General features: G+C 29.3%; 21 protein-coding genes and 1 tRNA gene. 1 reads left to right on the top strand and 21 read right to left on the bottom strand.

The genetic code is table 11. The features are described 5' to 3' along the window. Positions 1-88: 88 nt before the first annotated feature. The 10 genes from L21TH_RS08575 to L21TH_RS08530 all read right to left on the bottom strand — a co-directional run bounded on the left by L21TH_RS08575 (position 89) and on the right by L21TH_RS08530 (position 11,775). Positions 89-3,481: a UvrD-helicase domain-containing protein gene (locus L21TH_RS08575; RefSeq protein WP_034429792.1), complete on the bottom strand. Its 3,393-nt coding sequence runs from the start codon at positions 3,479-3,481 to the stop codon at positions 89-91. Continuing rightward, positions 3,399-6,596, bottom strand: a complete 3,198-nt coding sequence (locus L21TH_RS08570; protein ID WP_006314163.1) for a PD-(D/E)XK nuclease family protein — start codon at positions 6,594-6,596, stop codon at positions 3,399-3,401. Before L21TH_RS08570 ends, L21TH_RS08575 begins: the two co-directional genes overlap by 83 nt. Before the next feature lie 247 nt (positions 6,597-6,843). Continuing rightward, positions 6,844-7,191: a DUF5320 domain-containing protein gene (locus L21TH_RS08565; protein WP_006314162.1), complete on the bottom strand. Its 348-nt coding sequence runs from the start codon at positions 7,189-7,191 to the stop codon at positions 6,844-6,846. 146 nt (positions 7,192-7,337) lie between these two features. Continuing rightward, a complete protein-coding gene (locus L21TH_RS08560) occupies positions 7,338-7,772 on the bottom strand; it encodes a hypothetical protein (RefSeq protein ID WP_006314161.1) in 435 nt (144 codons plus the stop codon). 125 nt (positions 7,773-7,897) lie between these two features. Beyond that, on the bottom strand, positions 7,898-8,350 hold the full coding sequence (locus L21TH_RS13805) for a hypothetical protein (protein WP_006314160.1): 453 nt from the start codon (positions 8,348-8,350) through the stop codon (positions 7,898-7,900). After that, the gene (locus L21TH_RS08550) at positions 8,350-8,592 is read right to left on the bottom strand and encodes a DUF6429 family protein (RefSeq protein WP_006314159.1); all 243 of its coding nucleotides are present in this window, start codon (positions 8,590-8,592) and stop codon (positions 8,350-8,352) included. The genes L21TH_RS13805 and L21TH_RS08550 overlap by 1 nt, the downstream gene beginning before the upstream one ends. 299 nt (positions 8,593-8,891) lie before the next feature. Further along, positions 8,892-9,497 carry a hypothetical protein gene (locus tag L21TH_RS08545; RefSeq protein WP_006314158.1) on the bottom strand — a complete coding sequence of 202 codons (606 nt, stop codon included), beginning with the start codon at positions 9,495-9,497 and terminating at the stop codon, positions 8,892-8,894. A gap of 114 nt (positions 9,498-9,611) precedes the next feature. Beyond that, positions 9,612-10,178 carry a hypothetical protein gene (locus L21TH_RS08540; RefSeq protein WP_006314155.1) on the bottom strand — a complete coding sequence of 189 codons (567 nt, stop codon included), beginning with the start codon at positions 10,176-10,178 and terminating at the stop codon, positions 9,612-9,614. 183 nt (positions 10,179-10,361) lie between these two features. After that, positions 10,362-10,841, bottom strand: coding sequence for a hypothetical protein (locus L21TH_RS08535; RefSeq protein ID WP_006314154.1), 480 nt, complete (start codon positions 10,839-10,841; stop codon positions 10,362-10,364). 424 nt (positions 10,842-11,265) lie between these two features. Continuing rightward, positions 11,266-11,775: a DUF134 domain-containing protein gene (locus tag L21TH_RS08530; RefSeq protein ID WP_006314153.1), complete on the bottom strand. Its 510-nt coding sequence runs from the start codon at positions 11,773-11,775 to the stop codon at positions 11,266-11,268. Positions 11,776-12,011: 236 nt separating this feature from the next. Between L21TH_RS08530 and L21TH_RS08525 the strand changes: the two genes are divergently transcribed. Beyond that, a complete protein-coding gene (locus tag L21TH_RS08525; protein ID WP_006314149.1) occupies positions 12,012-12,353 on the top strand; it encodes a bactofilin family protein in 342 nt (113 codons plus the stop codon). A 70-nt stretch (positions 12,354-12,423) separates the two neighbouring features. Here L21TH_RS08525 and L21TH_RS08520 read toward each other — a convergent pair whose 3' ends face one another. The 11 genes from L21TH_RS08520 to L21TH_RS08470 all read right to left on the bottom strand — a co-directional run bounded on the left by L21TH_RS08520 (position 12,424) and on the right by L21TH_RS08470 (position 22,051). After that, the gene (locus L21TH_RS08520) at positions 12,424-13,875 is read right to left on the bottom strand and encodes a methyl-accepting chemotaxis protein (protein ID WP_006314148.1); all 1,452 of its coding nucleotides are present in this window, start codon (positions 13,873-13,875) and stop codon (positions 12,424-12,426) included. A 139-nt stretch (positions 13,876-14,014) separates the two neighbouring features. Further along, positions 14,015-15,142, bottom strand: a complete 1,128-nt coding sequence (locus tag L21TH_RS08515; protein WP_006314147.1) for a YibE/F family protein — start codon at positions 15,140-15,142, stop codon at positions 14,015-14,017. Between the two features lie 351 nt (positions 15,143-15,493). Continuing rightward, positions 15,494-15,793, bottom strand: coding sequence for a PAS domain-containing protein (locus L21TH_RS08510; protein WP_006314144.1), 300 nt, complete (start codon positions 15,791-15,793; stop codon positions 15,494-15,496). A 126-nt stretch (positions 15,794-15,919) separates the two neighbouring features. After that, positions 15,920-15,996, bottom strand: a tRNA-Lys gene (locus L21TH_RS08505). Positions 15,997-16,066: 70 nt separating this feature from the next. Continuing rightward, positions 16,067-16,636, bottom strand: a complete 570-nt coding sequence (locus L21TH_RS08500) for a GNAT family N-acetyltransferase (protein ID WP_006314143.1) — start codon at positions 16,634-16,636, stop codon at positions 16,067-16,069. A gap of 100 nt (positions 16,637-16,736) precedes the next feature. Beyond that, positions 16,737-17,738, bottom strand: a complete 1,002-nt coding sequence (locus tag L21TH_RS08495) for an ABC transporter permease (protein WP_006314142.1) — start codon at positions 17,736-17,738, stop codon at positions 16,737-16,739. A gap of 14 nt (positions 17,739-17,752) precedes the next feature. Beyond that, positions 17,753-18,808 (bottom strand): ABC transporter permease, encoded by a 1,056-nt coding sequence (locus tag L21TH_RS08490; protein WP_006314141.1) that lies wholly within the window; start codon positions 18,806-18,808, stop codon positions 17,753-17,755. Beyond that, a complete protein-coding gene (locus L21TH_RS08485; RefSeq protein WP_006314140.1) occupies positions 18,809-19,663 on the bottom strand; it encodes an ABC transporter ATP-binding protein in 855 nt (284 codons plus the stop codon). A 14-nt stretch (positions 19,664-19,677) separates the two neighbouring features. Next, positions 19,678-20,295, bottom strand: coding sequence for a TetR/AcrR family transcriptional regulator (locus L21TH_RS08480; RefSeq protein ID WP_006314139.1), 618 nt, complete (start codon positions 20,293-20,295; stop codon positions 19,678-19,680). 205 nt (positions 20,296-20,500) lie between these two features. Beyond that, the gene (locus L21TH_RS08475) at positions 20,501-21,364 is read right to left on the bottom strand and encodes a DegV family protein (RefSeq protein ID WP_034429790.1); all 864 of its coding nucleotides are present in this window, start codon (positions 21,362-21,364) and stop codon (positions 20,501-20,503) included. A 234-nt stretch (positions 21,365-21,598) separates the two neighbouring features. Beyond that, positions 21,599-22,051 carry an MFS transporter gene (locus L21TH_RS08470; protein WP_081627945.1) on the bottom strand — a complete coding sequence of 151 codons (453 nt, stop codon included), beginning with the start codon at positions 22,049-22,051 and terminating at the stop codon, positions 21,599-21,601. Positions 22,052-22,095: the final 44 nt, after the last annotated feature.

The raw sequence follows: 22,095 nt of genomic DNA, 5'->3' as shown, positions 1-22,095 counted from the left end.
GAGGATATAAAAGTCCCTCAACTAAGCATGTGTTATAAAAACCTCTTTTCCCTTCATAAATAATATATGATTTAATTATATAATTATACTAATCAGTACACAATCCATTAAACCTACAATACTTACAACCTGCATTTCCCTTTTTATACATACTTATCTCCTTATTGTCATTTACAAACTGTATAAACTCCTGTAAAGCCTTTTTATTATTATCTAAACTTTGCTTATCTATATCTATCTCTATAAATTCTCCTGTTTCTAACATCATAAGTCCTGCTCTTTTTACTTCTATGTCGTAAATATCCTTAAATGCACTGGTATATAATTGGATTTGTGAGGCATATTTGTTTACGATATCTTGCTTGTTATTATATCTGTTAGTCTTAAAGTCGATAATTTCAGCAGTATTTCCCTTTATATTTACTCTATCTATTATACCATAAATATACTTGTCTTTTATCCTATAATAGAACTCTTTTTCGTTGAAAATATGGTCATAATCGTCTCGATAATGTTTAATATAATTATCTACATACAGTCTTAAATGGTCTAGAATTTCGTTGCTTGGTTCAATATTATAGGCTTTAACTACATTTTTAGTCAGTTCTTTAACGTCCATACCGGTACTATATGTTTCACATATTTTATGAACTATTTGACCTTTAATTGCTGGGTCTATTAATACATTATAAGTGTCGTATTCACTATCAATAAATGATTCGTCTGAAGGTAAACCCTTATAATAAGTCATATAAAACTTCCTTTGACACTCATTAAATGTCATATACTGAGTAACAGTAAATCTATTGAAGCTTTTACTGTTAAATTCATTATAAGTCTTTAATAGAGGAACTATATTTTTATCAAAGGGTTTCTCTTCGTCAATATCAATTCCTACTATTTGCTTAAATTCTCCCTTTTCTACCTCTATATTATTTATTCTTTCAAACTCTCCATATTCAAGGTGTTCCTGAATTAATTTTTTAAAGCTTTCTCTTAATCTTTCAGTGCTTTGATTTCCTATTATAAGTTTTTCTTCAGCTCTTGTCATCGCTACATAAAGTATTCTCTTGTTTTCTTCCATATCCTTTTCTTTATGAGCTTCTAAAATATCTTTATATAAATGAGAGGTTTCTTTGTCTGGCTTTCCTAGTTTATTTGGGTGCTTTATACCTATCCCTTTCTTTTTATCAAACAAAATATTAGGATACGAAAAGTTAAATTGTTTAGATAATTGAGGAACAATAACCACCTTAAACTGTAGCCCCTTTGACTTATGAATAGTCATAATCTTAACTGTATTACCTTCTTCTGATTCAACTTGAGCTTGTCCTTCATCTATATCATTTTTTATTTTATTATCTATATAGTCTAAAAAGCCTTGTAAGTCACTATTATTCCTTTGGCTAAATTCTCTTGCCATTTCTGTAAACTTTACAATATTGGCCATAGTCTGCTTATTCCCAAACTTAAGCATACAAGTTTCTATATAGTACGTTTTTTCTATTAATTCATTTATCAAGTCATATACCTTTACAAAGGATTTTATATTATTAAGTCTAGTTAAAATCTCATATGCTTTTTTGACCTTTTCTCTTTCCTCTTTAGATATATTATGGATATCTTCATTTAGTCTTTCTAATATATCCGATGTGGTATCTCTTAATATCCAATACAATGTATTATCAGAAAGTCCAAACATAGGGCTTCTAAGGGTTGCTACAACAGATAGAGTATCAAATCTATTGTTTATAGCCTTTAATGCATTAATAATGTCAATTATCTCCTGTCTTTTAAAAAACCCACCACTACCTATATTATAAAAGGGTATTCCGTATTGTTTTAATGCCTCTTCATATATGCTATTATCAGTTGTTGACCTGAAAAGCAAAGCTATATCTCTATATCGATATCCATCCTTTTCTACTAATTTCTTTATTCTCTTAGCAATAAGCTCACTTTCATATTTTTTTACATATTCAGCTTTATTTTCTTCTTCTGGTATCTGTAAATCTTCACATTCTAATACTTCTACATCTACTTTATTTGATGATTCTTTATTAGGTCTTAATTTATCGTATGCATCACCCATTACACGCTCAAATATACTGTTTATAAAGCCCATTACACTGTCTACAGTTCTGAAATTGTCTTCCAATGTTATAGGCTCTATATTTGATACTTCATTAATGTCATTCATTACGTCATAGAAAACTTCAACATCGGCTCCTCTAAACCTATATATAGACTGTTTAGGGTCTCCAACTACAAAAAGGTTTTGCCTATCTAGCTTTGAGTTTTCACTACATAGTTTATATATTATCTTTTTCTGAAGCTCATTAGTATCTTGAAACTCATCTACCATTATATATCTAAATTTTTTCTGGTATTTTTTTCTTATTTCATTATTATCTAAAAGCTTAAGTACTCTAAGCTGTAAATCTTCATAATCCAGTACCCCTCTTCTTCTCTTTTCTTCACTGTATCTTGTATCTATATCTATGAGTATATCTAAAAGCTTTTCATATATATGCCTTTTATTCTTTTCTTCTATTTTTACAATCTCTGATATTGACCTTTTTAATTCTTTAATAGTTTCCTCTTCATTCTTCATTTTGCCGATATTCTGTGATAAATACTTTAATGTATCGATTACTATATTATCAATCTCTGTAACATGTTCATCCTTAAATTGTATCCATATATTATCCTTTTCTAGTTTTGCAAATTTAGAATTCTTCCTTGCCTTTGACATTAGATATATAAATTTCTGTTTTATGTCTTCTATTAAGCTAATATCTACCTCTAAATTATCTATTGTGTTTAATGTTATATTTTTTACTTCTATAAATGAAAATCCTGTACTTCTTATTTTATTGTAAAGATTTTTTATGTTGTCAATTATACTATTATTAGATTTATCTAATGAGTCGGCTGTAAAATATCTAAAAAACTTAAACATATCATGGTCTTTTTCTAGTCCTTCGTTTATATATGTTTCTATTATCTCCTTTAATATGTTATCAGCTTCATAATCTTCTAAAACTGAAAAACCAGGAGTTAATTTACTTTCTATCGGATTTTCCCTAAGTATTTTTGAACAAAAACTATGGATAGTAGATATCTGTGCCCTATCTATGTCCATATATATTCTCTTCCACTTTTTATCCTCTACAATTTTTTCAGATACAGATTTTCTTACTCTTTCCTTCATTTCTGCTGCAGCTTTATTTGTAAAGGTAATAGCTAATATAGACTCTATTTCTTTATCTTTTTCTAATACTCCATTTTCCAATATGTATATATACCTTTCTACTAGTACCCTAGTTTTTCCTGAACCTGCCCCTGCATTTACAGCTACGTTTTTATCTATGGTTTCGACTGCTTTTCGTTGGCTATCAGTTAAATTCATAGCTATCACCCTTTCTGTTAATTCGCTCTTTATTATATCTACATAAGCTGCTAAGTTTACAGTATTCATCACATTCTAAAGGAGCTAATCTAAAGTCCCCTCTATATATTCTTTCTATATAATCTCCTATTCTGTTCTTTACTTCTTCTAATAACTTGTCCCATTCTTCTTCCTTTAATATACCTTTTCCCCTTCTTTTGTTTACAAGTGACTTTTTACTATCCTTTATTATTTCTATAGAAGACTCTCCATCTTTTATAATTATATATCCCCCTGCCATAACTTCCCTGTCCTTATCTAATTGAGACATAATATACACTGGAAGTTGGAAAGAAGTACCTCCATTAATATCTTTAATCTTTTTAACTCCATAGGAAGAGCTTTTATAATCATATACTACATATGAGTCATCACCGTCTAAATTATCTATTCTATCTATCTTACCCAGTAATTTTATATCTCTCGCTCCTACCGATATTACAAACTCCTTCTCATATCCAAACTTAACCTCAAATTCATAGGGAAGTAAATTACCTTTGTACTTATTAAGCCTTTCGAGGTCTAATTCTACTAAGTTAATTACTGTATCAGTTATGTGTTCAATTCTTAATCTCCAAAGGTTATTAAAGCTAGTTATGCCTATGTTTGCTAAAGTCTTTTCTGTAATTTTTATTATTTCGTTTCTAGTACTTTGTACATCAAACTCTTCACCATCTAATATACACCTTCTAAAATCATCTAAATGATTTTTATAATAGATTGCTAATATTTCGTGATACACATTCCCTTTATCTAATGATGAAAACTCCTCTATATCCTTATCTATTCCCTCAACATTTAATACGTGCTCATATAAAAATCTAAATGGACATTTACCATAGGTCTCTAAATGAGTTATACTGAATTTCATATCTTTAAATTGATTTTGAATATCTTCAATTATTCTATCATCCGTTAAAACTCCATCATATTCATTAAAGTCCATCTCATTTCGCTTGATTTCACCTTCTAATTTAGTCATGATTTCTTTAATATCATCAGGATGTAATCCATTTAACATTTTTAAATACTCTGATACATCGTTTCCTAAGTAATGGTGATAAAGTAAATGTCTTATTAGCTCTCTATCATATGTTACATCTTCAAGTTTTTCTTTAAGTAGATAATCCATATCTAATGTTATATAGTTTATCTTATCTTCAATCTCTTCACCTTTAAATAGGTTTAAAAGCTCGTCTAAAAACATAGAAGGTATGCTTACATTTTCTCCTCCATTAGACTCTGGATAGCTTAATATAAGCATGTCCTTAGGTCTAGTTATACTAACTGTAAAAAGTAAGGATTGTAAATCTAACTTTTGACTGTATTTCTTTATATCTATTCCTATGTCTTTAAACATGTCGTAATCATCTTCTTTAAAGAACCAGTTATTTTCATTTACACACGGGTATTCTCCTTGTACTAGTCCCATTATAAAAATTGTAGAAAAGCTTAGTCCTCTTACAGTAGCCGGAGTTAATATATTAACTCCTTTTTTATTCCCCATAGTTATCGTTATAGTTTCGTCTTTTAATAATCTTATTAATATATCACGAATTTCTTTTAAAGTGATTTCGTTTTTATATGCAAGCTGTGATATTGTAATTGCTTTATTTAGCATCTCCTTTAGTTTTGATAATGCCATTAGGTCTCTATGAAGTAATGAATAATTGTTACTATGTTTATATACGCTCTTTATTTTCTCCTTTATGTTATATTCATTTATAACGTTTAATAAAGTATCTACAATTTCTTCAGCTGGAGCTTTTGTCGGAATTTTTTTAGTTTCATCTATTAAAGTTTGAATAATGAAATTTAGATTTGAAAAGTTCTCAAGTCTTTCTTCATACAATTCCCTTTTTTCTTCATTGTTTTTTATTAAATATCTTAATTTCTTCATTTCATTGTTAATGATGCTTTTAAATTCTTTATTTACATTCTTTATTTTTAAAGTATGAAGCAAATATTCAAACTTATCTCTATTATGTCCATCACAAATGTCCAGATAGCCTGATTTAATAACCTTTATAACAGAATCTTTATCAAAGTTATTTAGTTTAAGCTCTATTAGATTAATTATTTCTTTAGTAAGTGGTATATCTATTAATTTAAGTTCTTCTTTTAATGTGGATGGTATTCTTTCTTCATTTAATGTCTTAATTAGAACGTCTTTATAGTTATCAACATTACCTACTACTATGCCTATTTCGTTTAATTCTAAACCTTTATTAGTCAATCGCTTTATTTCTTCACATACCTTTTTAACTTCTAAATATCTATTAGGAGCTTTTATTAACTTAAGCTTTTCACTTTTTTCATATACAGGATGATTTACATTAAATATATCTTCTCCTATTTTTTCAAATATATTTTTATCACTTTTTTGCTTTATCTCCTGTATTTCAAAGCTCATGTCCTGTAAAATCTCTAATGTATTGTTTACCGTAGTTTTTTTGTTATTCGTTTTATACGGAATATTTATGTAAATATCTATATCACTTTTAGTCATCTCTTTTATTATCTGTAACTCGTGGGGTCTAAAGTCAAAAAATTCATCAATCATTATACAATCTAAACTGTCAAAAAAACTTTGGTCTTTATTTAAACTCTCTAGTGCCTTTATGAAACTCTCTTGTTTATCAATAAGGTTATTATCCTTTAGAAACCTTTGATACTCACTATATATAAGACCTATCTCTGTATATTTAGGCTCTTTAGAAATTTTACTATTAAACTCCTCTGGTGTAATCAACGACCTCTTAATCTCTCCTATAATATAACTTACTGAGCTAATAAATCCTTCTATATCTATTAAATCCTTATAATAATTTATTTTACCGCTTTCATATAATTCAATAGCTATGTTAGAAATAATAGTTTCTTTAGTGGCATCGTCAATTTTTGTATATAACTCCTTTGATAAAAGGGATTTTACTATATCGTCAAAGGTGATAACTTGTAGGTCAAAAGCACCTTTTAAATTTTCTAATAGTTGTTCTCTTAATCTCATCATTAAGTTACCCGTCGGTAATATATAATAGAATTTATCCCCTTTATTTTGTTTAAGATATTCTTTAGCTTTATGTATTAATGTTTCTTTATGGTTATTATTGATAGGTCCAAAATAAACTATTTTATCACCCATTTCACCACTCCCTTTTAACAACAAAATCGACTTCGTCGATTTGTTGGTTAGTAGTAAGAATTAAGTTAATTATTACATATAAAATTATACCATATTTAGGGTACAGGGGACTGGGAACTGGGACTAGAAAAAATTAGGCTATTCGCTGTTCGCCTTTCGCTTTTCGATAATAATTCTGTAAATATTTTCTCTTATAAATAAAAAAACCGTGATGGAATTTAAAACTCCACCACGGTTTCTTTGGGGATTATTCATTGTCTTTTTTATTATCTTTATCTAATTCTGCTAATCTTCTTTCGATATTTTTCATTTCTTGTTTTAATACGTTCATTTCTTCTGTTAAGTATTCTTTCATTTCTTCCTTTGATGGTGCATCGTAATATGCTGCATATCTTCTCCCATATCCTAATCCTCTTGCACCTCTTCTGAAACCCAAGCCAAAGCCTCTTCCGAAACCTCTTCCAAAACCTCTTCTAGCTCCCATTCTTCCGTATCCAGTTTCATATCCTGGTCTATCATTACCAGAACAATATCCTAATCCTCTACCTGTCATTGGTCCCATACCTTCTGGTCCTCTTCTATCTCCCCTAGGCATAATTATTCTCCTTTCCAAATATTTTATTAGCATATGCTCATTATTAATTATAATACTATTATGGGCATATGTCAATAATTCTATGCAAAAAAATTCTCTACTATTACAGCAGAGAATTTTTTATTATTATTTAAATTGTTTTGGAACTATAATAAATAATGTTTATATTTATTTTTGTTTTTGGAATCTGTTATTTTTGTAAGATACAAATATAATATTAACATGAGTATCGATGAAAACAACCCAAAATAAAACTCGGGATAGGTCATTGCAAAGCTAATTTCTAAACTGATTCTTCCTGTTATAGTCATATAATGCCAAGTTAAAAATTCATAAACCTCAATCAAAATAATCCCACTTAATGCTATCAGTGGAATCATAGTATTTACTTGTTTTTTCTTAAATCTATACCAAACACCTATAAGAAATACCACTATACATAGTATAGTAATCGGATTAAATAATACTATTGTTCCTTTTATCTCTTGCACTCCTCTCGCACTACCAAACCAGCTTAAAAACATAGGTAATAGACTTATGACTAATGCTATTGTTAAATAGCTTTTTTTCTTTTTATTCATGATACCACACTCCCTATCCTTCCTCATAATATAAAGTAGTTCTATCAATCTCATTTTCTCTAACGAAAAATAATACCTTTACTCACTATATATGTAATGTTTTTCATTTTTGACTAACAACTTGCTTAGAAAGGAATATCTTCATCAAAAAACTCATAATCATTGTATAATCCAATTTTTTTAATATTCTTCTTTTCATCTTCTCTATCCTCAGTCTCTTCTTTAATATCTCTCTCATATTCTTCCCATGTTATTCCATAAGGAGTACCACCTGATGTATATGCTGTAATAAAATAAAAGTCACTATCTGGCCAAAATTCTAATTCTTCTCTTTCTTCATTATTTTTCTTTTGTCCATCTTCTGATTTAAACTTATGTTGTTTGAAAATTTGTTCTTTATATTTTGAATCAATCTCATGTCCTAACAACTCTAATTCAGTTATAGCACATACTTTGTCAACACCAAACCATTTACTATAACCTTTAACTAAGTTTTTTCCTTTATATGTAGGTATCCATTTTTTTGCAACTGGTAATCTTTGTTTTCTGTTATATCTTTTTCTTCTTGGTGCAACCATTAGTGAACCTCCTGGTCTAGGTACTTATCTATTAATTCTTCTGCTTTTTTAATACCTTCTTCAGTAAAATAAACAGATTTTGCCCTCTTACTTCCAAAAACTAGTTTTTCATCAACTAATTCGTCCAAAATTTCAAAAGGGTATCCCTTCCAACTTCTTCGTAGCTTATTGCCAAATTCATCTTCTTCCCATGATGTTAAATACAATAGTAAAAGTGTCAATTCTTTTATTTTAGTATTCACTTAATCCGCTCCTTTTTAAATTTGCTTATATATTTTATATTACATATTATTTCTAGAAAAATATTAAATCCCCTGTTACACAAAACCTATTTTTTATTCTAATTCAATTCTACTAGTTTTCTAGTTTATCCAATTTTTTTCTGTATTTGCATTTTTTAACATTAACAATATCTCCATACTTGTCGTTTGGGTTTCCACTAATGTTTTTAGTAGTTAATACATTTCATACCATTTTTGTGAAATGTATTAACCCTTAGACTATACAATATTTCCAATACACCCCAGAAAAAAATATAATATTAATTTTTAAAATAAACTTTTACTACAATAGCCCAGTCAACTTTTTCAGCCGTTTCTTCGATAGTTTTTTCTTGACTAAAAACACTATCGTCACTTGCCATTAATCCCCAAACACTTATGTCTGAATCATCAGTTACAATTATTTCTTCAGTTAGTTCATACGGTGAATACCCATAATTTTCATCAAATCTTTTAATATACTTTGTAGAACTACTATATCCGTTTTCATTTCCTAAAGAAGTCGTCATTATCATATTATCTGATTTTTCTAGTTCATTATTTATTAATTGTTTAAGTGATATATTAATTTCGCCATCAAACTCTCCATCAATTCTAGTTGAAAATATATCACTAGTTTCAGTTATCTCACCATTTTCCCAAATTTCATACTTGCAGCCAATGAAATCCTTATCACCATTATATTCAATTTTAGCACTTCCTGTAATTAATCCCATATGAGGCTCCAATTTCTTTAATTCTCCTTCAAAAAGGTCACTATCTGAAACCCTAACAGTATTTTCTTCAATTATCTCTGTTTTAGAACATCCTATCAGAACTAATATTATAATTAATACTATACCTCCAATTTTACATTTATTAATCATTATTCTTACCCCCGTTGATGTTTCCTAATGTTAGTAATATATTGTTACCTAAAGTTCCATCTGGTGATAAGTTATATTTAGCTATATTTTACCATCAAAGTATAATAATATCTATCATAAATATCTTCTAAGTATTTGATGATTCCAAATTTGAACTTCTATATAAGGAAAAAAATCATCTGGAAGATCGCCCCACCAACCTTTTTTCGGTAATCCTCTTTCTTTAAATATTGAACATATTTCAGATATTGTAAACACTTTTCCATGATACTCAGGTTGATAATATTTAGGAGACTTATCTCTTCCCAATTGGTATGAAAACATACTATCTATATAAGTAAAGCTTATGTCCTCTTTCTTAAAAGCTGAAAGTGGTATTTGTATTTTTGCTAGTTTTTGTTCCTCCATATTTTGCTCTATCTTTTCGCATTTTCCCAAAACCGCATAAATTGGATAATTTTCCTTAGGGAGGCCTCCTTTTAAAATAAATTGTTCTCTTAACCATAATTCTGTTTTCTTTCTTTGTCTTAAATACCATACTGGATCTTTAAATCGACCCCACATTGCATCATCAACATATAATTTTTTCATTTTTTTTATTGCTTCCTTTTCTGGTAGTGCTGATAAACTTTTAAAAGGAGTAGTGCCATCTCTATAGTAATGAGTTAAATACTTTATCATAAAATACCTCCTTTTTTCAAATATGCCTCCACCTATTTGCAATGTCCTCTAACGTTCTGTCTGTTCACAACGCAACATCCTTTCTTGTTCCTGTCGTATCAAGAACACTCTGTTAGGTAATGTAGATGCCAGAAATAACCAAGCAATTAATTTATGCTTTCCTTGCATAGTATTATTATACTCTCACCTGCTTTTTATCTCTTTATTTAACTTAGAACTTTTAAAGTTAAGTGTTTTAACCCTTGCCAAAAATTCTTTTGGAGGATATGATAATCTGATAAAATAATAGTTCACGTATTCAATTAATGAAAAGGTTAGTATAAATAGATTAAATACTTTATGTTCGCCAAATACTATAATTACAATTAAATCTAATACAAACAATACGATATTACTATTTCTCAAAATAATGAAAAACAGTTGATATCGCTCTTTATTATTTACTCGACGTAAAGTTTTTCTTTTCAAATATAGCCAAAAGAAACTACCTTGTAGTAAAATATAAATCAAAATATAAAATGATATGATATCAATCCAACCTATACTTATATTCAGCGTCCAAACCCATGTATAAAAACAAAATGTAAATGAAACAGCAGCTAAAAATTCTCCTAAACATAAACTGTTTAATTTTCCAATAACACTTTTTCTTTTTTTACTCATTTATTCCTCCATATCTCACTATAGTACTTTATAGAGCCTGCAAACGCCTAATGCGACAACTGACTCGGTTATAGAGATTGATAATCTAAAGATAGATATAGTATTCCTCTATTTAAAACATAGGCTCTCAAAATAAAAATAGCTGTTAATGTTCCATAATATGCTTTATCATAATATTTTCTTTAATTAAGGTATTCTTTAATAATTTGTAATTTCCTCTATTTTTTTCTAATGTTTATGATTATGAGACTTATTAACATAGAATAGGAACAGGAATCTAGGGATAAGAGGAATAGTGGCTCATTGTTAGTAACTTTTAATCCATTTCTTAGCTCTTAATTCTTATGGTCTATTCGCTGTTCACCTTTCGCTTTTCTATAATAATTTTATACAAAAAAATCCCCTGCCATTGCAGCAGAGAATTTTATTCATTATCATCCATTCTTCCTCTTCTTCGATGTCTTCCTAAGCCTAAACCTCTACCTCCACATCGTCTTCTACGACAAATTTCCATAGGCTTACTATCACAATGAACATCTTCAGAGCCACATTCTGGACATTTATAATGTGTGATTTTTTCATCTAAATCTTCTACTCTATTTTCCCATGTATAGCCACAGTCTTCACATACAAGTTTACATATCTGTTGAGTGTATTTTCCACCCTTTATTCTTACTGCCTTACCATTAATAAGACTATCAGCTACCTTCTTCTTTGCTGAATTATAAATTCGCTGGAAAGTTTGTCTGGAAACTTCCATTCTTTCAGCACAAGTAGCCTGGTCTAATCCTTCAAGGTCTCTTAATCTTATTGCCTCTAATTCTTCTACCTTAAGCACATTTTCTTCTAATTCACATTCAGAAACATCTATCGGAACAAAATGTCTATATTCTGGTAAACTTTCAATTCTACGCCATTTTACAGGCCTAGGCATCCTTACACCTCCAAAAAATAATTCTATAATTAATATTATATTACTAATTAACAAAAAATAAAAGACATATTGTTTGTTAATAGTCCGTAGTCAGTAGTCAGCAATTATAACGTGTTTTTCCATATTACGACAATATAGCCCTTTCGTACTACATGATTTTGGTATTTTCGCCTCATCACTTATCTTCAGAAAAGTATTATACTTAAAGTAAGTAATTATAACGGAGGTCATATAATATGACTAAAAAAAATATAAACATGATGGTTAAAAAAAATGCCCGTTTAAAAGGAACTATAAATACGTCAGAATCAATAGAAATACAAGGTATATTTAAAGGTAAAATCTTTTCAAATAAAACAGTATATATAGAACCAACAGCACAAATAGACGGAGATATTATAGCAGAAAATGTAATTATAAGAGGTAATGTAAAAGGAAATGTCACTGCTAAAGCTAAGATTCACCTTACATCAACTAGTAAACTAGAAGGTCAAATAATTGCTAAAAGGTTCATTATTGACAATGGAGCATATTTTTTAGGTCAATGTAAAAGAATAAAACCTAAATTAGCTAGCTAGTTTCTAATTCCCCTTTCATATATAAAGAGTAGGGCTAGATGTATCCAGCCCTACGTTTTTTCATTTCAATTTAAAACACATAATCATTATTCTCTGATAATTCTTTAGCTTTATCTATAAGCTTATTTAATAAGGTTATCATTATTTCTGATTTTTCATATGCTTGTTCATAATGTTTTTGTGCACTATGTCTATCATTATCTCTAATGAAATCTATTACTAAATGACCTATGCTATGCAACTCATTATGATGCTCTTCTATTTCATTCCATATCTGTGTCATCTCTTCATTTTGTGGTTTTATAGAATAATAAAAATGTCCAAAGGAGCACTTATGTCCATCTGTTTGTAAAGGTTTTACTTGCATCTCTTCTACCATCTTTCTTAAAGTGTCTACCCATTCTCTGTGCTTATCTACAGCAGGCTCAATTATGTCTATAAACTCACTGTTATTAAATCTATAAAACTTATTTATTCCTAATTTACCACCTATTTTACCTGCTTTATTTGCTTTATCCTCTATAGCTTCTATAGAGTCTGCAACATTTGATATTCTCTTTGCTATATCTGTTAGTTCTGTGGTAATACTTGATATTTCTTCTACTGATTCAGTTGTGTTGTTTATAGTTGCAGAAACTTCCTCTGTTGCTGCATTAAGCTCTTGACTAAAACTAGCAATCCTAGCTATATCGTTTGTAATTCCGTTTATAAAGCTTAAGTTTTCTTTAAATATTTTATTTAATTCTTCTAATTCTTCTTTAACTTGATTTACACCATCAACTGCTTTTCTTACACTATCAGAACTATTCTTAGATGCTGCATTTATTTGCTCCATTAATTCATTAAGAGAATCTATAAATTCTTTAGTATCAATAGATAGTTTTCTTATTTCCTCTGCAACAACATTAAATCCTCTACCATGCTCTCCTGCTCTGGCTGCTTCTATAGATGCGTTTAATGCTAATAAATTTATCTGCTCTGCTATTTGATTAATTCCTTCAATTGCAGCTTTAACCTTTTCAGTAACATTAATCAACTGTTCTACATCTGTATTCATCTGTGTTGATAAATTACTAACGTTATTTATCTCATCTTTTATACCTTCTAATGAGCTACTACTTTTATTGGTATTTGTATTAATCTCAGCAGCCTTATCTGATATATGTAGTATAGAATTTACAAACTCATCTGAATTTGTAGAGACTTGAGTAATACTTGCAGCTATTTCTTCAAAAATACTATATAAATTATCTGATACATTACTTATCTTTTCTGTCGTATCATTTATTGTTTTTGATTCGTGCTTTAACTCCACATCAAATGTACTAATCTCAATTGCTATATCTAATACTAAATACATTAATTCTTTTATGTCATACTTATCAGTCAATAATCGTTTTCTTAAATCTACTAATTTTTCTACTACCTTGTCACCCTTTTTATTTTCTAAGCTAGTGTCTAAGTCTCCCGATATTATCTTATCAATAATTTCCTCATAGATTTTCCTTTTATTACCTAACATTTTTTCACTCCTTATGTAGCTTTTTTAACAATCCTAAGTTAATTTATATATACCCTTTTTTTATATTGTTAACTGTTTATTTTATATTAATTTTTACTTCTTTTTAAAAAGGCGACTAAAGTCGCCTCAAATAATCTCTCTAACCAATATTCTTATACTTTAAAATCAATCCTGTAACTAATGCAGTCGTTGGTATAGCTATAATAATTCCTATACTTCCTGCTAATGACCTTACTATCTCTGTAGCTATCAAATCTAAATTTAATATTTCCTGCATAGGTGTATCATATGCCATAAAAAGTAATAGTAAAGGTATAGCACTACCAGTATAAGCTAATATTAGGGTGTTAGACATTGTCCCCATCACATCTCTACCTACATTCAAACCTGACTTAATTAATTCTTTTGGAGATATGTTAGGATGAATCCCTCTCATCTCATACATTGCAGACGCAATAGACATACCTACATCCATCACTGCTCCTAATGTACCTATTATAATACCTGCAAATAATAATCCTCTAAAATCGAAGCTTATGCCTTGTGGAATATACATAAGCATACTAGCTTCGTGACTACTTAATCCAGTTAGTTTAGCTAAACTACCTACAATATAGGATAAAACTGCAGCAAAAATTACTCCGCCAGCTGTTCCTATAATAGCTGATATAGACTTTATGTTTATACCACCAATTATGAAAATTGTAAGTATAGTTATTGCAATAGATGAAACTATTGATACCCATATAGGATTATAGCCTTTTAAAATAAGAGGAAGCATTACTTTAGCAACAATTAAAACTGTAATAGCCAATGTAGCCATTGATTTTAATCCTTTTATCCTTCCCACTACTAAAAGCAATAGTATAAAAGCAATTAATAAGTACATCATATATTTATCTCTAACAAAATCAGAGATAAACATTTGTGGAGCTTCCCCCTCTGTCTCTTCAACTGCTAAAACTACTTCATCTCCGGCTTGCACTTTTATATCATATGCTACATTATTACTCAAATTGTTTTCTATAATAAACTCTTCCCCTTTATATTTTCCAGTAAGAACTTTTACCTTTACAATCTGTGTAGAAAATGTAAATGAATCCTCACTCTCATCTGCATTTGTTTCTGATATTACTTCGATAACTTTTCCCTTTGCAGTTCCCATTGTAGGTTCATGTACTGATGTTTGTTCAAAATCATCTGCAAATACTGGTAAAGTCATTACTAATATTATTGTGATAATTGTAGCCAATATTCTCTTCAACATTAAGCACCCCTTTATCTATAGTTACTTTCATAGTTTATTATACTATATAATATTGATTTTTTATAGCATTAGCCAATATTAGAACAAAGTCTACTTTATGTTTTTATAAGTTAATAGTTCGTTGTTAGTAGTTAGTAGCATTTTAGTCAGTTCTCAGGTCCTAGCTGTCAGCTCTTAGAAAAAATAAGAAAGCGACTAAAGTCGCTTTTTAAATACTAGGGGTACTGATTTAATAGAAAGAATAACATTTTTTCTTCATTTTATCCTTATACATCCTATTATCAGCTATATTGAATAAATTCTTCATACTATCTTTAGATTTATGACTATACGCTGTTCCAATAGAAATTTCTATTGGTAACTTTGGTTTCTTAATATTGAACCGTTCTTATGTACTAGCATTAATTCAAGCTGTCCTTCTTCTTTGCCTAGAATATCTTTACTATTACCTTCTAATATAAACTCCTGAAAATTTCGTCCCTTCATTCCGTCTGAAGTATATCCAAGTAAATCTATACAGTTTGAAGTCACATGTTCTATATTACCCATCGAATTTAATTTTATAAAGATTTCCCTTGCTATCTGCTCTGAAAAATCCTGTATCTTAAATTCCATATAAACCTCAATTCCCTCATCAAACCTTATACCCACATATTAATTATACATAAATTTAATTATATAGCAAATATAACCACAATTAATAATGATTAAAATATTTTTAAAAAATTAGAAAACAAAAAAAACCACCAGGCAATCAAATACCTAGTGGTTTTTATCTGGTACCCCTTCAGGGACTCGAACCCTGGACACCTTGATTAAGAGTCAAGTGCTCTAGCCAACTGAGCTAAAGGGGTATAATTTTACTGTGTGAAATTTATTATACTACTTTTATGGGCATTTGTCTATAAACATTTGTTGGTTTTTCTATTTGTTTTTTCTATATTTAAAAGTTTTTATATTTGTTATGTCTATATACTCTTCTCTTAATATTCCCATAACTATTTCATCATGGTATTTGCCATTTCTAAATATCCTTTGTCTTATTCTTCCTTCTTCAATAAATCCACATTTCTTATATGATTTAATAGCCCTTTCATTAAAGGCAAAGGCATGTAGTTGTACTTTGTTAACATTTATTTGGTTAAATATAAAGTCTAATAAAACCCTCATTGCATCTGTTCCATATCCCTTGCCTCTATAATCCTTATGGCCTATCATTATACCTACTATTGCAACTCCATTTTTTAAATCTAACTCATTGATTCCGCATCCACCTATATATAATCTATCTGCTAATGTTTCAATTGCAAAATTATAGGTGTTTTTATTGTCCTTTTGACTTTCATACCATGCTTTTTCCTGCTTAAGAGTTACAGGATATGGTATTCCAGTCCAAAGGTTCAGTATAACATCTGGGTCATTCATATACTCATATGCTAACTGTATATCCTTTTCTTCTAGTCCCCTTAATCTTACTTTTTCCCCTATTAACATAAGATTTTCCCCCTTTATTTAATCCCAATTATAATTATAATATAAAAACAACTCCAACAATAGATTTATATAAGTCTATTGTTGGAGTAATATAATACATTTATGCTAATCCCCTACTAATTTTCTTTCTAAATAGAAGGAATATTATAAAGGTCAATCCTAATATCCAACTCGCGTATACTCCTATTTGCCCCCAGGTTATATTATTTAATAATATGTCTCTAAACCCTATAAAAGACCAATAGGGTGGAGCCCAGTACAATAGAAAATGCTTACTTTCAGGTAGTAATAAAGCTCCTATTATTGATAATGATACTATTATAAACACCGCTTTCATGTTTGTAATTCCTGTAATCTGATTATTGCTAATTACACCTATTAAAAATCCAATCAATATTCCAATCAAAGAGCTTACTATAGTCATTACTAATACCATCATTTTATTTACATTAAGCATACCTAAAATCCATAATACAATATATACGTGTATTATAGGAAGAACAATACCTACAATACTTCTACCTATTATAAACTCAAGCTTAGTCATCGGTGTAACATTAAGTGCTTTAATAGTATTGGATTGCTTTTCTTCAATAATATTAAATCCAATAGTCACTCCCCCAATTAATACTGCCATTTGGATTATAGATATTGCTCCTATTAATGCCACCGGTGACCTTTTCACTCCTATATCCGTTACATTTAAGTCTATATTCAACTTATTTTCTCTCATCATATCCTTAATTATCATTTGAGGTATTACTTCTGTATCATGGGACTCATTACCTTCTAATATTACTTGAAACTTTCCCTCATTATTTTTAGTTATCCCTGCAACGTCATCTACATCATTAACCCTATCTTTTATTTCTTCTATACTGTTATACTTTTCAACTTTTCCGTACTTTTCAAATTCCTTTATCACTTCTCGGTCTAAATTTTCATCTACTGCAAATTGTAGTGAAGCAGATTGTACACTGGGAATAAAAAAACTAAATCCTATTGTCAAAAGAATCGGTGCTATAAACATATATAACATCAAATAATCTCTAAAACTATTCAACATATCCCTTTTAAAAACATTTAATATTCTTCGTATCAAATCTTACACCCCCTTTAATCCCTAGCTAAATGTAATCTATATGTTAATATTGAAATTCCATAGGTGATAATACTAACAACCAATAAATACAATGCTGTCGAATAAATAATGCTACTGTTTCCTGTTTGAAATATGGCTTCTCTAATAGCAAACATTAATGGATATGTTGGAAGTATAGTAAAAAACCATGGAGCAAAACTTGGGAAAAAATATGATACTGTTGGAATACTTAGTACAAGAGTTATAGCTATTATCCATATCATTGCTTGAGATAAATTCTTAAAGAAACTTGCTACAATTAAGCCCAATGAAGAAGCAAATATTCCTCCCAATATAACTATAATTAACAGACTTACATAATCAGCATCAAATCCAACCACCAATATAGTGCTTATTAGTACTGATATTATCCCTAATATTAGCATTAAAGTAATCTTTGATGCCAAGTATTCAGGAAGTCTACCTGGTGTTACAATATATGCTTTTATCGTTCCTTCATCCTTTTCCATAAATATCAATGCTGCTATTAAAATAAATCCAAGCATTACTGGTTCTGTTAACACAAATAACGGAAGTACGTTTTTGTTTGTAGGTATCTTTTCAACGTTTAATCCCTGTTTTAGTTTTACAACATCTATTTCTATCTCCTCATTAAATACACTATTTATTTCATCCCTCATTGATAGAAGTAGTGCATTTTTTACCTGCTCATTTTCATATCCCTGTAATATAAATTCTATCGAAGGTTTACCTTGTTTTGCTGTAATTACCATCCCAATGGAATTTGTACTCTTCTTCATATTGTCTATTATCTCTTCTCTCGAATTAGCTTTATAGATTTTATCATGTTCTTCCTCTGATTGACCTATCATCTCTTGCAAATATGCTTTCATTTCACCTTCGTAATCTATATAGTAATATACGCTAGGCTTTATACTTGTATCTTCAGGTATTACAAACTGGATTATACCAACAAATAATAAAGCAACTATTATAACCATTAGAAAATAGTAATTTCTAAATCCAGTTATTATATCTTTTTTAACCAGTCCAAGAAATCTATTAAGCATCTATTTCAACCCCCTACCTGTAACCTTCATAAATATTTCTTCTAGGGTAGCTTCCTGTGAGTGCATTGTTTCTATTTTTCCTTCATTTATCAACTTGTTTAGCTTTTGCTTATCCCTATCATCAAGTAATGATAGACTTTCTTTCTTTAGTTCTTCATTTTCTCTATATTCTACCTTCACCAACTTTTCTCCATATTTAAGTTTTAGATTTCTTGGTGAATCTATAAGCTCAATTTTTCCTTCATTTATAAAAGCCACTCTATCACATAATTCATCAGCTATATGCATATTGTGAGTTGTTAAAAACATAGTAACTCCTTCCTGCTTTTTCTGCCAGATTATATCCTTTATTTGACTAGCAGTAGTAGGGTCTAGACCTGAAATAGGTTCATCTAAAAACCAAAGTTCAGGATTATTTATCAGTGATCTAGCAAAAACAAGTCTTTGCTTCATCCCCTTGGAATACTCTCCAGCTTTCTTTGTAGCTGCATGTTCTAATCCTACCATTCTTAATAGTTTCATTGGTTCTTTAGTGGGTACACTAAACATCTTTCTGTAAAAATCTAAATTTTCAAAGCCAGTTAACTTTTCATAGATATTTGGATGCTCAAATGATACTCCAATTAAATTAAATATTTTTTCAGTTGGCTTTCTAACGTCTATTCCAGCGATAAAAGCTTCACCTTTCTGTAAAGTTAATAATCCCGTAAGAATTTTTTGAGTAGTTGATTTACCTGCTCCATTTGGACCTAAAAATCCAAATATCTCTCCTTTTTTTATTTCAAAACTAATCCCCTTTACTGCATAATTTTCATCGTTAGTATAAGAATGATATAGGTTCTTTACCTTTAACATCCTATTTAACCCCCTTATTTTTTAATACCATTTTCAAGTACATAAATCATTGTATCTACTAATGACATTATTTTGTCATCATCTGCAATTCCATTCTCAAGATAAAAATATTCACCTATTGATATACTTAATGATGTAATCATATGAGCAATTACTTTTACATCTAAATCTTTAACAATCTCTCCCTTTTCAATCTCCCTTCTTAATATTTGTTCAAAAAAGTTATCACTTTTAGGCATGTTTTCTCCTAAAATTTCTTCCTTTAACTTAGTATCTGTATCTTTCATAAAATTTTGTCCTATAGTTGCTAATTTGGGGTTATCTTTTGCAAATTTTAATCCTGCTATATAAAGTTCTCTAACTATCTGAAAGAAATTCATATCCTCCATATTTCCAATTACATGCATTAAATATTGTAACTTCTTTTCAGAAGATAATTTTATGATGTATTTAAATAAATCTTTTTTATCTTCAAAGTACTGATAAAAACTTCCCTTTGCAATATCTGATTTTTCAACAATTCTATTTATGCTAGCCTTGTGATAAGTATGTTTAGCAAACTCATCTATTGCGGCTTCTATTATTCTTTCTCTTTTTTCTTCAGGTAAATTGAAAAATGTATCCTTTGGCAAACATATCCCTCCTTTGTGTGTAGTATGTGACTAAACAGTCATATTTATGGTAAAAAAATAATTTCTTGTGTGACTCTTAGGTCATGTGACTCTTTAGTCATATTGTACTACATAAATTTCCTTTTGTAAAGGATTTTTGAGCAAAAAAATTTGAGCTGGATACATCCAACTCAAATTCCCTACTAACTACTTACTGGTAACTAATCTACATCGGTGCTTTTTCATTTAAGAAAAATACTGACAGTGTTCCTGGACCCGAATGGGCTCCTATTGCACACCCTGCGAAGTTAACAACAAAATCTTCACATCCAAACTTTTCTCTTATCATTTCTTCAAGTTTCTTAGCTCCCTCTATGTCATCTCCATGATTTATACCTATTGTTTGATTTTTTAAGTCTACTCCTCTCTCTTCCATTATTTCAATCATTCTTTTTAATACTCTCTTTCTACCTCTAATCTTTTCAATAGGTATTAGCTTACCATCTTCAACATCTAATATAGGTTTAATATTTAATAGTCCTCCTACAAATGCAGCAGTACGGCTAACTCTCCCACCTCTATATAAATATTCTAAATTATCCACTGTAAATATGTGCTCCATATGTTCAGAATAAAATCTAACTGCTTCTAGAATCTCCTCCTTAGTTTTACCTTCTTTAGCCATTTGTGCAGCCTTATATACTACAAGTCCAAACCCAACAGAAGCACATTTTGTGTCTACTATATCTAAGTCAAAGTCAGGATACTCATCAAGTACCTCTTCCCTTGCCATCAGTGCAGAATTATATGTACCTGATAATCCTGATGAAAACGCTATATATATACAACTTTGATTTTGTTTAGCATACTCTGTAAATCTTTCTTTAAATATATTAGGTGGTATTTGTGCTGTCTTATATATTAGTCCATTCCTCATATCTTCATATAATTTTTTAGGTTCTATTGTTTCTCCATCTAAAAACTCATTATCGTCTAAATAAACTAAAATAGGAATTTGGTCAATTTCATACTCTTTTAGAATATTAGCAGGTAAATCACAAGCACTGTCAGTAATTATTTTCACAGTCATCATATCAACTCCTCATCGTTTATTCTACCTAATTATACATAATTATTATACATATGTAAATATTTCTCAGTTTGTACCAATTATATTATTACCATTATAATTATTTAGCAAACCCTTATATTTGTATATCTACTTATATATATTCTACATTACTTAATAACTTCCTTTTTTAAAAATGAGAACAAAGTTCAGGTTTTGGCTATTAGCTCTTCGCCATTAGCTATTTGCTAAATACTACATTATATCTTCTAAAGTCTGAGTCTTAGGATTATAGTTTATAAATCGCTTGAATGAAGGTATAAACGCTAATGGAATAAAAAATAACAATGTTATCATAAAACAAGAAAATATAATAATTTTAATAGGAATAAATTCAGCTATTATTCCTCCAACTGCCATAGCTATCGGAGTTAATCCTTGCAACACTGTTCCTAATAAACTATTTACTTTACCTCTCATATTTTGAGGAACCGTTAATTGCACTGAAGAATTGAGAAATATGTTTATAATAGCATTAAAAAATCCTGCTATCAAAAGTAAAATCAACATAGGAATTAAGTGGTTAAAAAACGGAAAGAAAGCATAGCAAACTTCTGATATTATGGCTGATATAATAAATACTTTAAATCTTTTTTCAGGTGTTATGTCTTTTAGGGATGTATATAGCATTCGTGAACTACTCGCCATTGAAATGGCAAGCTTCGAAGTCGCAAGTTAAAAACTTGCTACCT

The organism is Caldisalinibacter kiritimatiensis (assembly GCF_000387765.1).
Classification (GTDB): Bacteria; Bacillota; Clostridia; order Tissierellales; family Caldisalinibacteraceae; genus Caldisalinibacter; species Caldisalinibacter kiritimatiensis.
Note: the sequence above shows the minus strand (reverse complement) of the source record. Positions and strands in the feature narration are given on the sequence as shown.

What these genes read in the sequence shown, in the direction of transcription:
- L21TH_RS08575 (WP_034429792.1), bottom strand. Translation starts at nt 3,481, where the DNA reads ATGAATACTGTAAACTTAGCAGCTTATGTAGATATAATAAAGAGCGAA.
- L21TH_RS08570 (WP_006314163.1), bottom strand. Translation starts at nt 6,596, where the DNA reads ATGGGTGATAAAATAGTTTATTTTGGACCTATCAATAATAACCATAAA.
- L21TH_RS08565 (WP_006314162.1), bottom strand. Translation starts at nt 7,191, where the DNA reads ATGCCTAGGGGAGATAGAAGAGGACCAGAAGGTATGGGACCAATGACA.
- L21TH_RS08560 (WP_006314161.1), bottom strand. Translation starts at nt 7,772, where the DNA reads ATGAATAAAAAGAAAAAAAGCTATTTAACAATAGCATTAGTCATAAGT.
- L21TH_RS13805 (WP_006314160.1), bottom strand. Translation starts at nt 8,350, where the DNA reads ATGGTTGCACCAAGAAGAAAAAGATATAACAGAAAACAAAGATTACCA.
- L21TH_RS08545 (WP_006314158.1), bottom strand. Translation starts at nt 9,497, where the DNA reads ATGATTAATAAATGTAAAATTGGAGGTATAGTATTAATTATAATATTA.
- L21TH_RS08540 (WP_006314155.1), bottom strand. Translation starts at nt 10,178, where the DNA reads ATGATAAAGTATTTAACTCATTACTATAGAGATGGCACTACTCCTTTT.
- L21TH_RS08535 (WP_006314154.1), bottom strand. Translation starts at nt 10,841, where the DNA reads ATGAGTAAAAAAAGAAAAAGTGTTATTGGAAAATTAAACAGTTTATGT.
- L21TH_RS08530 (WP_006314153.1), bottom strand. Translation starts at nt 11,775, where the DNA reads ATGCCTAGGCCTGTAAAATGGCGTAGAATTGAAAGTTTACCAGAATAT.
- L21TH_RS08525 (WP_006314149.1), top strand. Translation starts at nt 12,012, where the DNA reads ATGACTAAAAAAAATATAAACATGATGGTTAAAAAAAATGCCCGTTTA.
- L21TH_RS08520 (WP_006314148.1), bottom strand. Translation starts at nt 13,875, where the DNA reads ATGTTAGGTAATAAAAGGAAAATCTATGAGGAAATTATTGATAAGATA.
- L21TH_RS08515 (WP_006314147.1), bottom strand. Translation starts at nt 15,142, where the DNA reads ATGTTGAAGAGAATATTGGCTACAATTATCACAATAATATTAGTAATG.
- L21TH_RS08500 (WP_006314143.1), bottom strand. Translation starts at nt 16,636, where the DNA reads ATGTTAATAGGGGAAAAAGTAAGATTAAGGGGACTAGAAGAAAAGGAT.
- L21TH_RS08490 (WP_006314141.1), bottom strand. Translation starts at nt 18,808, where the DNA reads ATGCTTAATAGATTTCTTGGACTGGTTAAAAAAGATATAATAACTGGA.
- L21TH_RS08485 (WP_006314140.1), bottom strand. Translation starts at nt 19,663, where the DNA reads ATGTTAAAGGTAAAGAACCTATATCATTCTTATACTAACGATGAAAAT.
- L21TH_RS08475 (WP_034429790.1), bottom strand. Translation starts at nt 21,364, where the DNA reads ATGACTGTGAAAATAATTACTGACAGTGCTTGTGATTTACCTGCTAAT.
- L21TH_RS08470 (WP_081627945.1), bottom strand. Translation starts at nt 22,051, where the DNA reads ATGGCGAGTAGTTCACGAATGCTATATACATCCCTAAAAGACATAACA.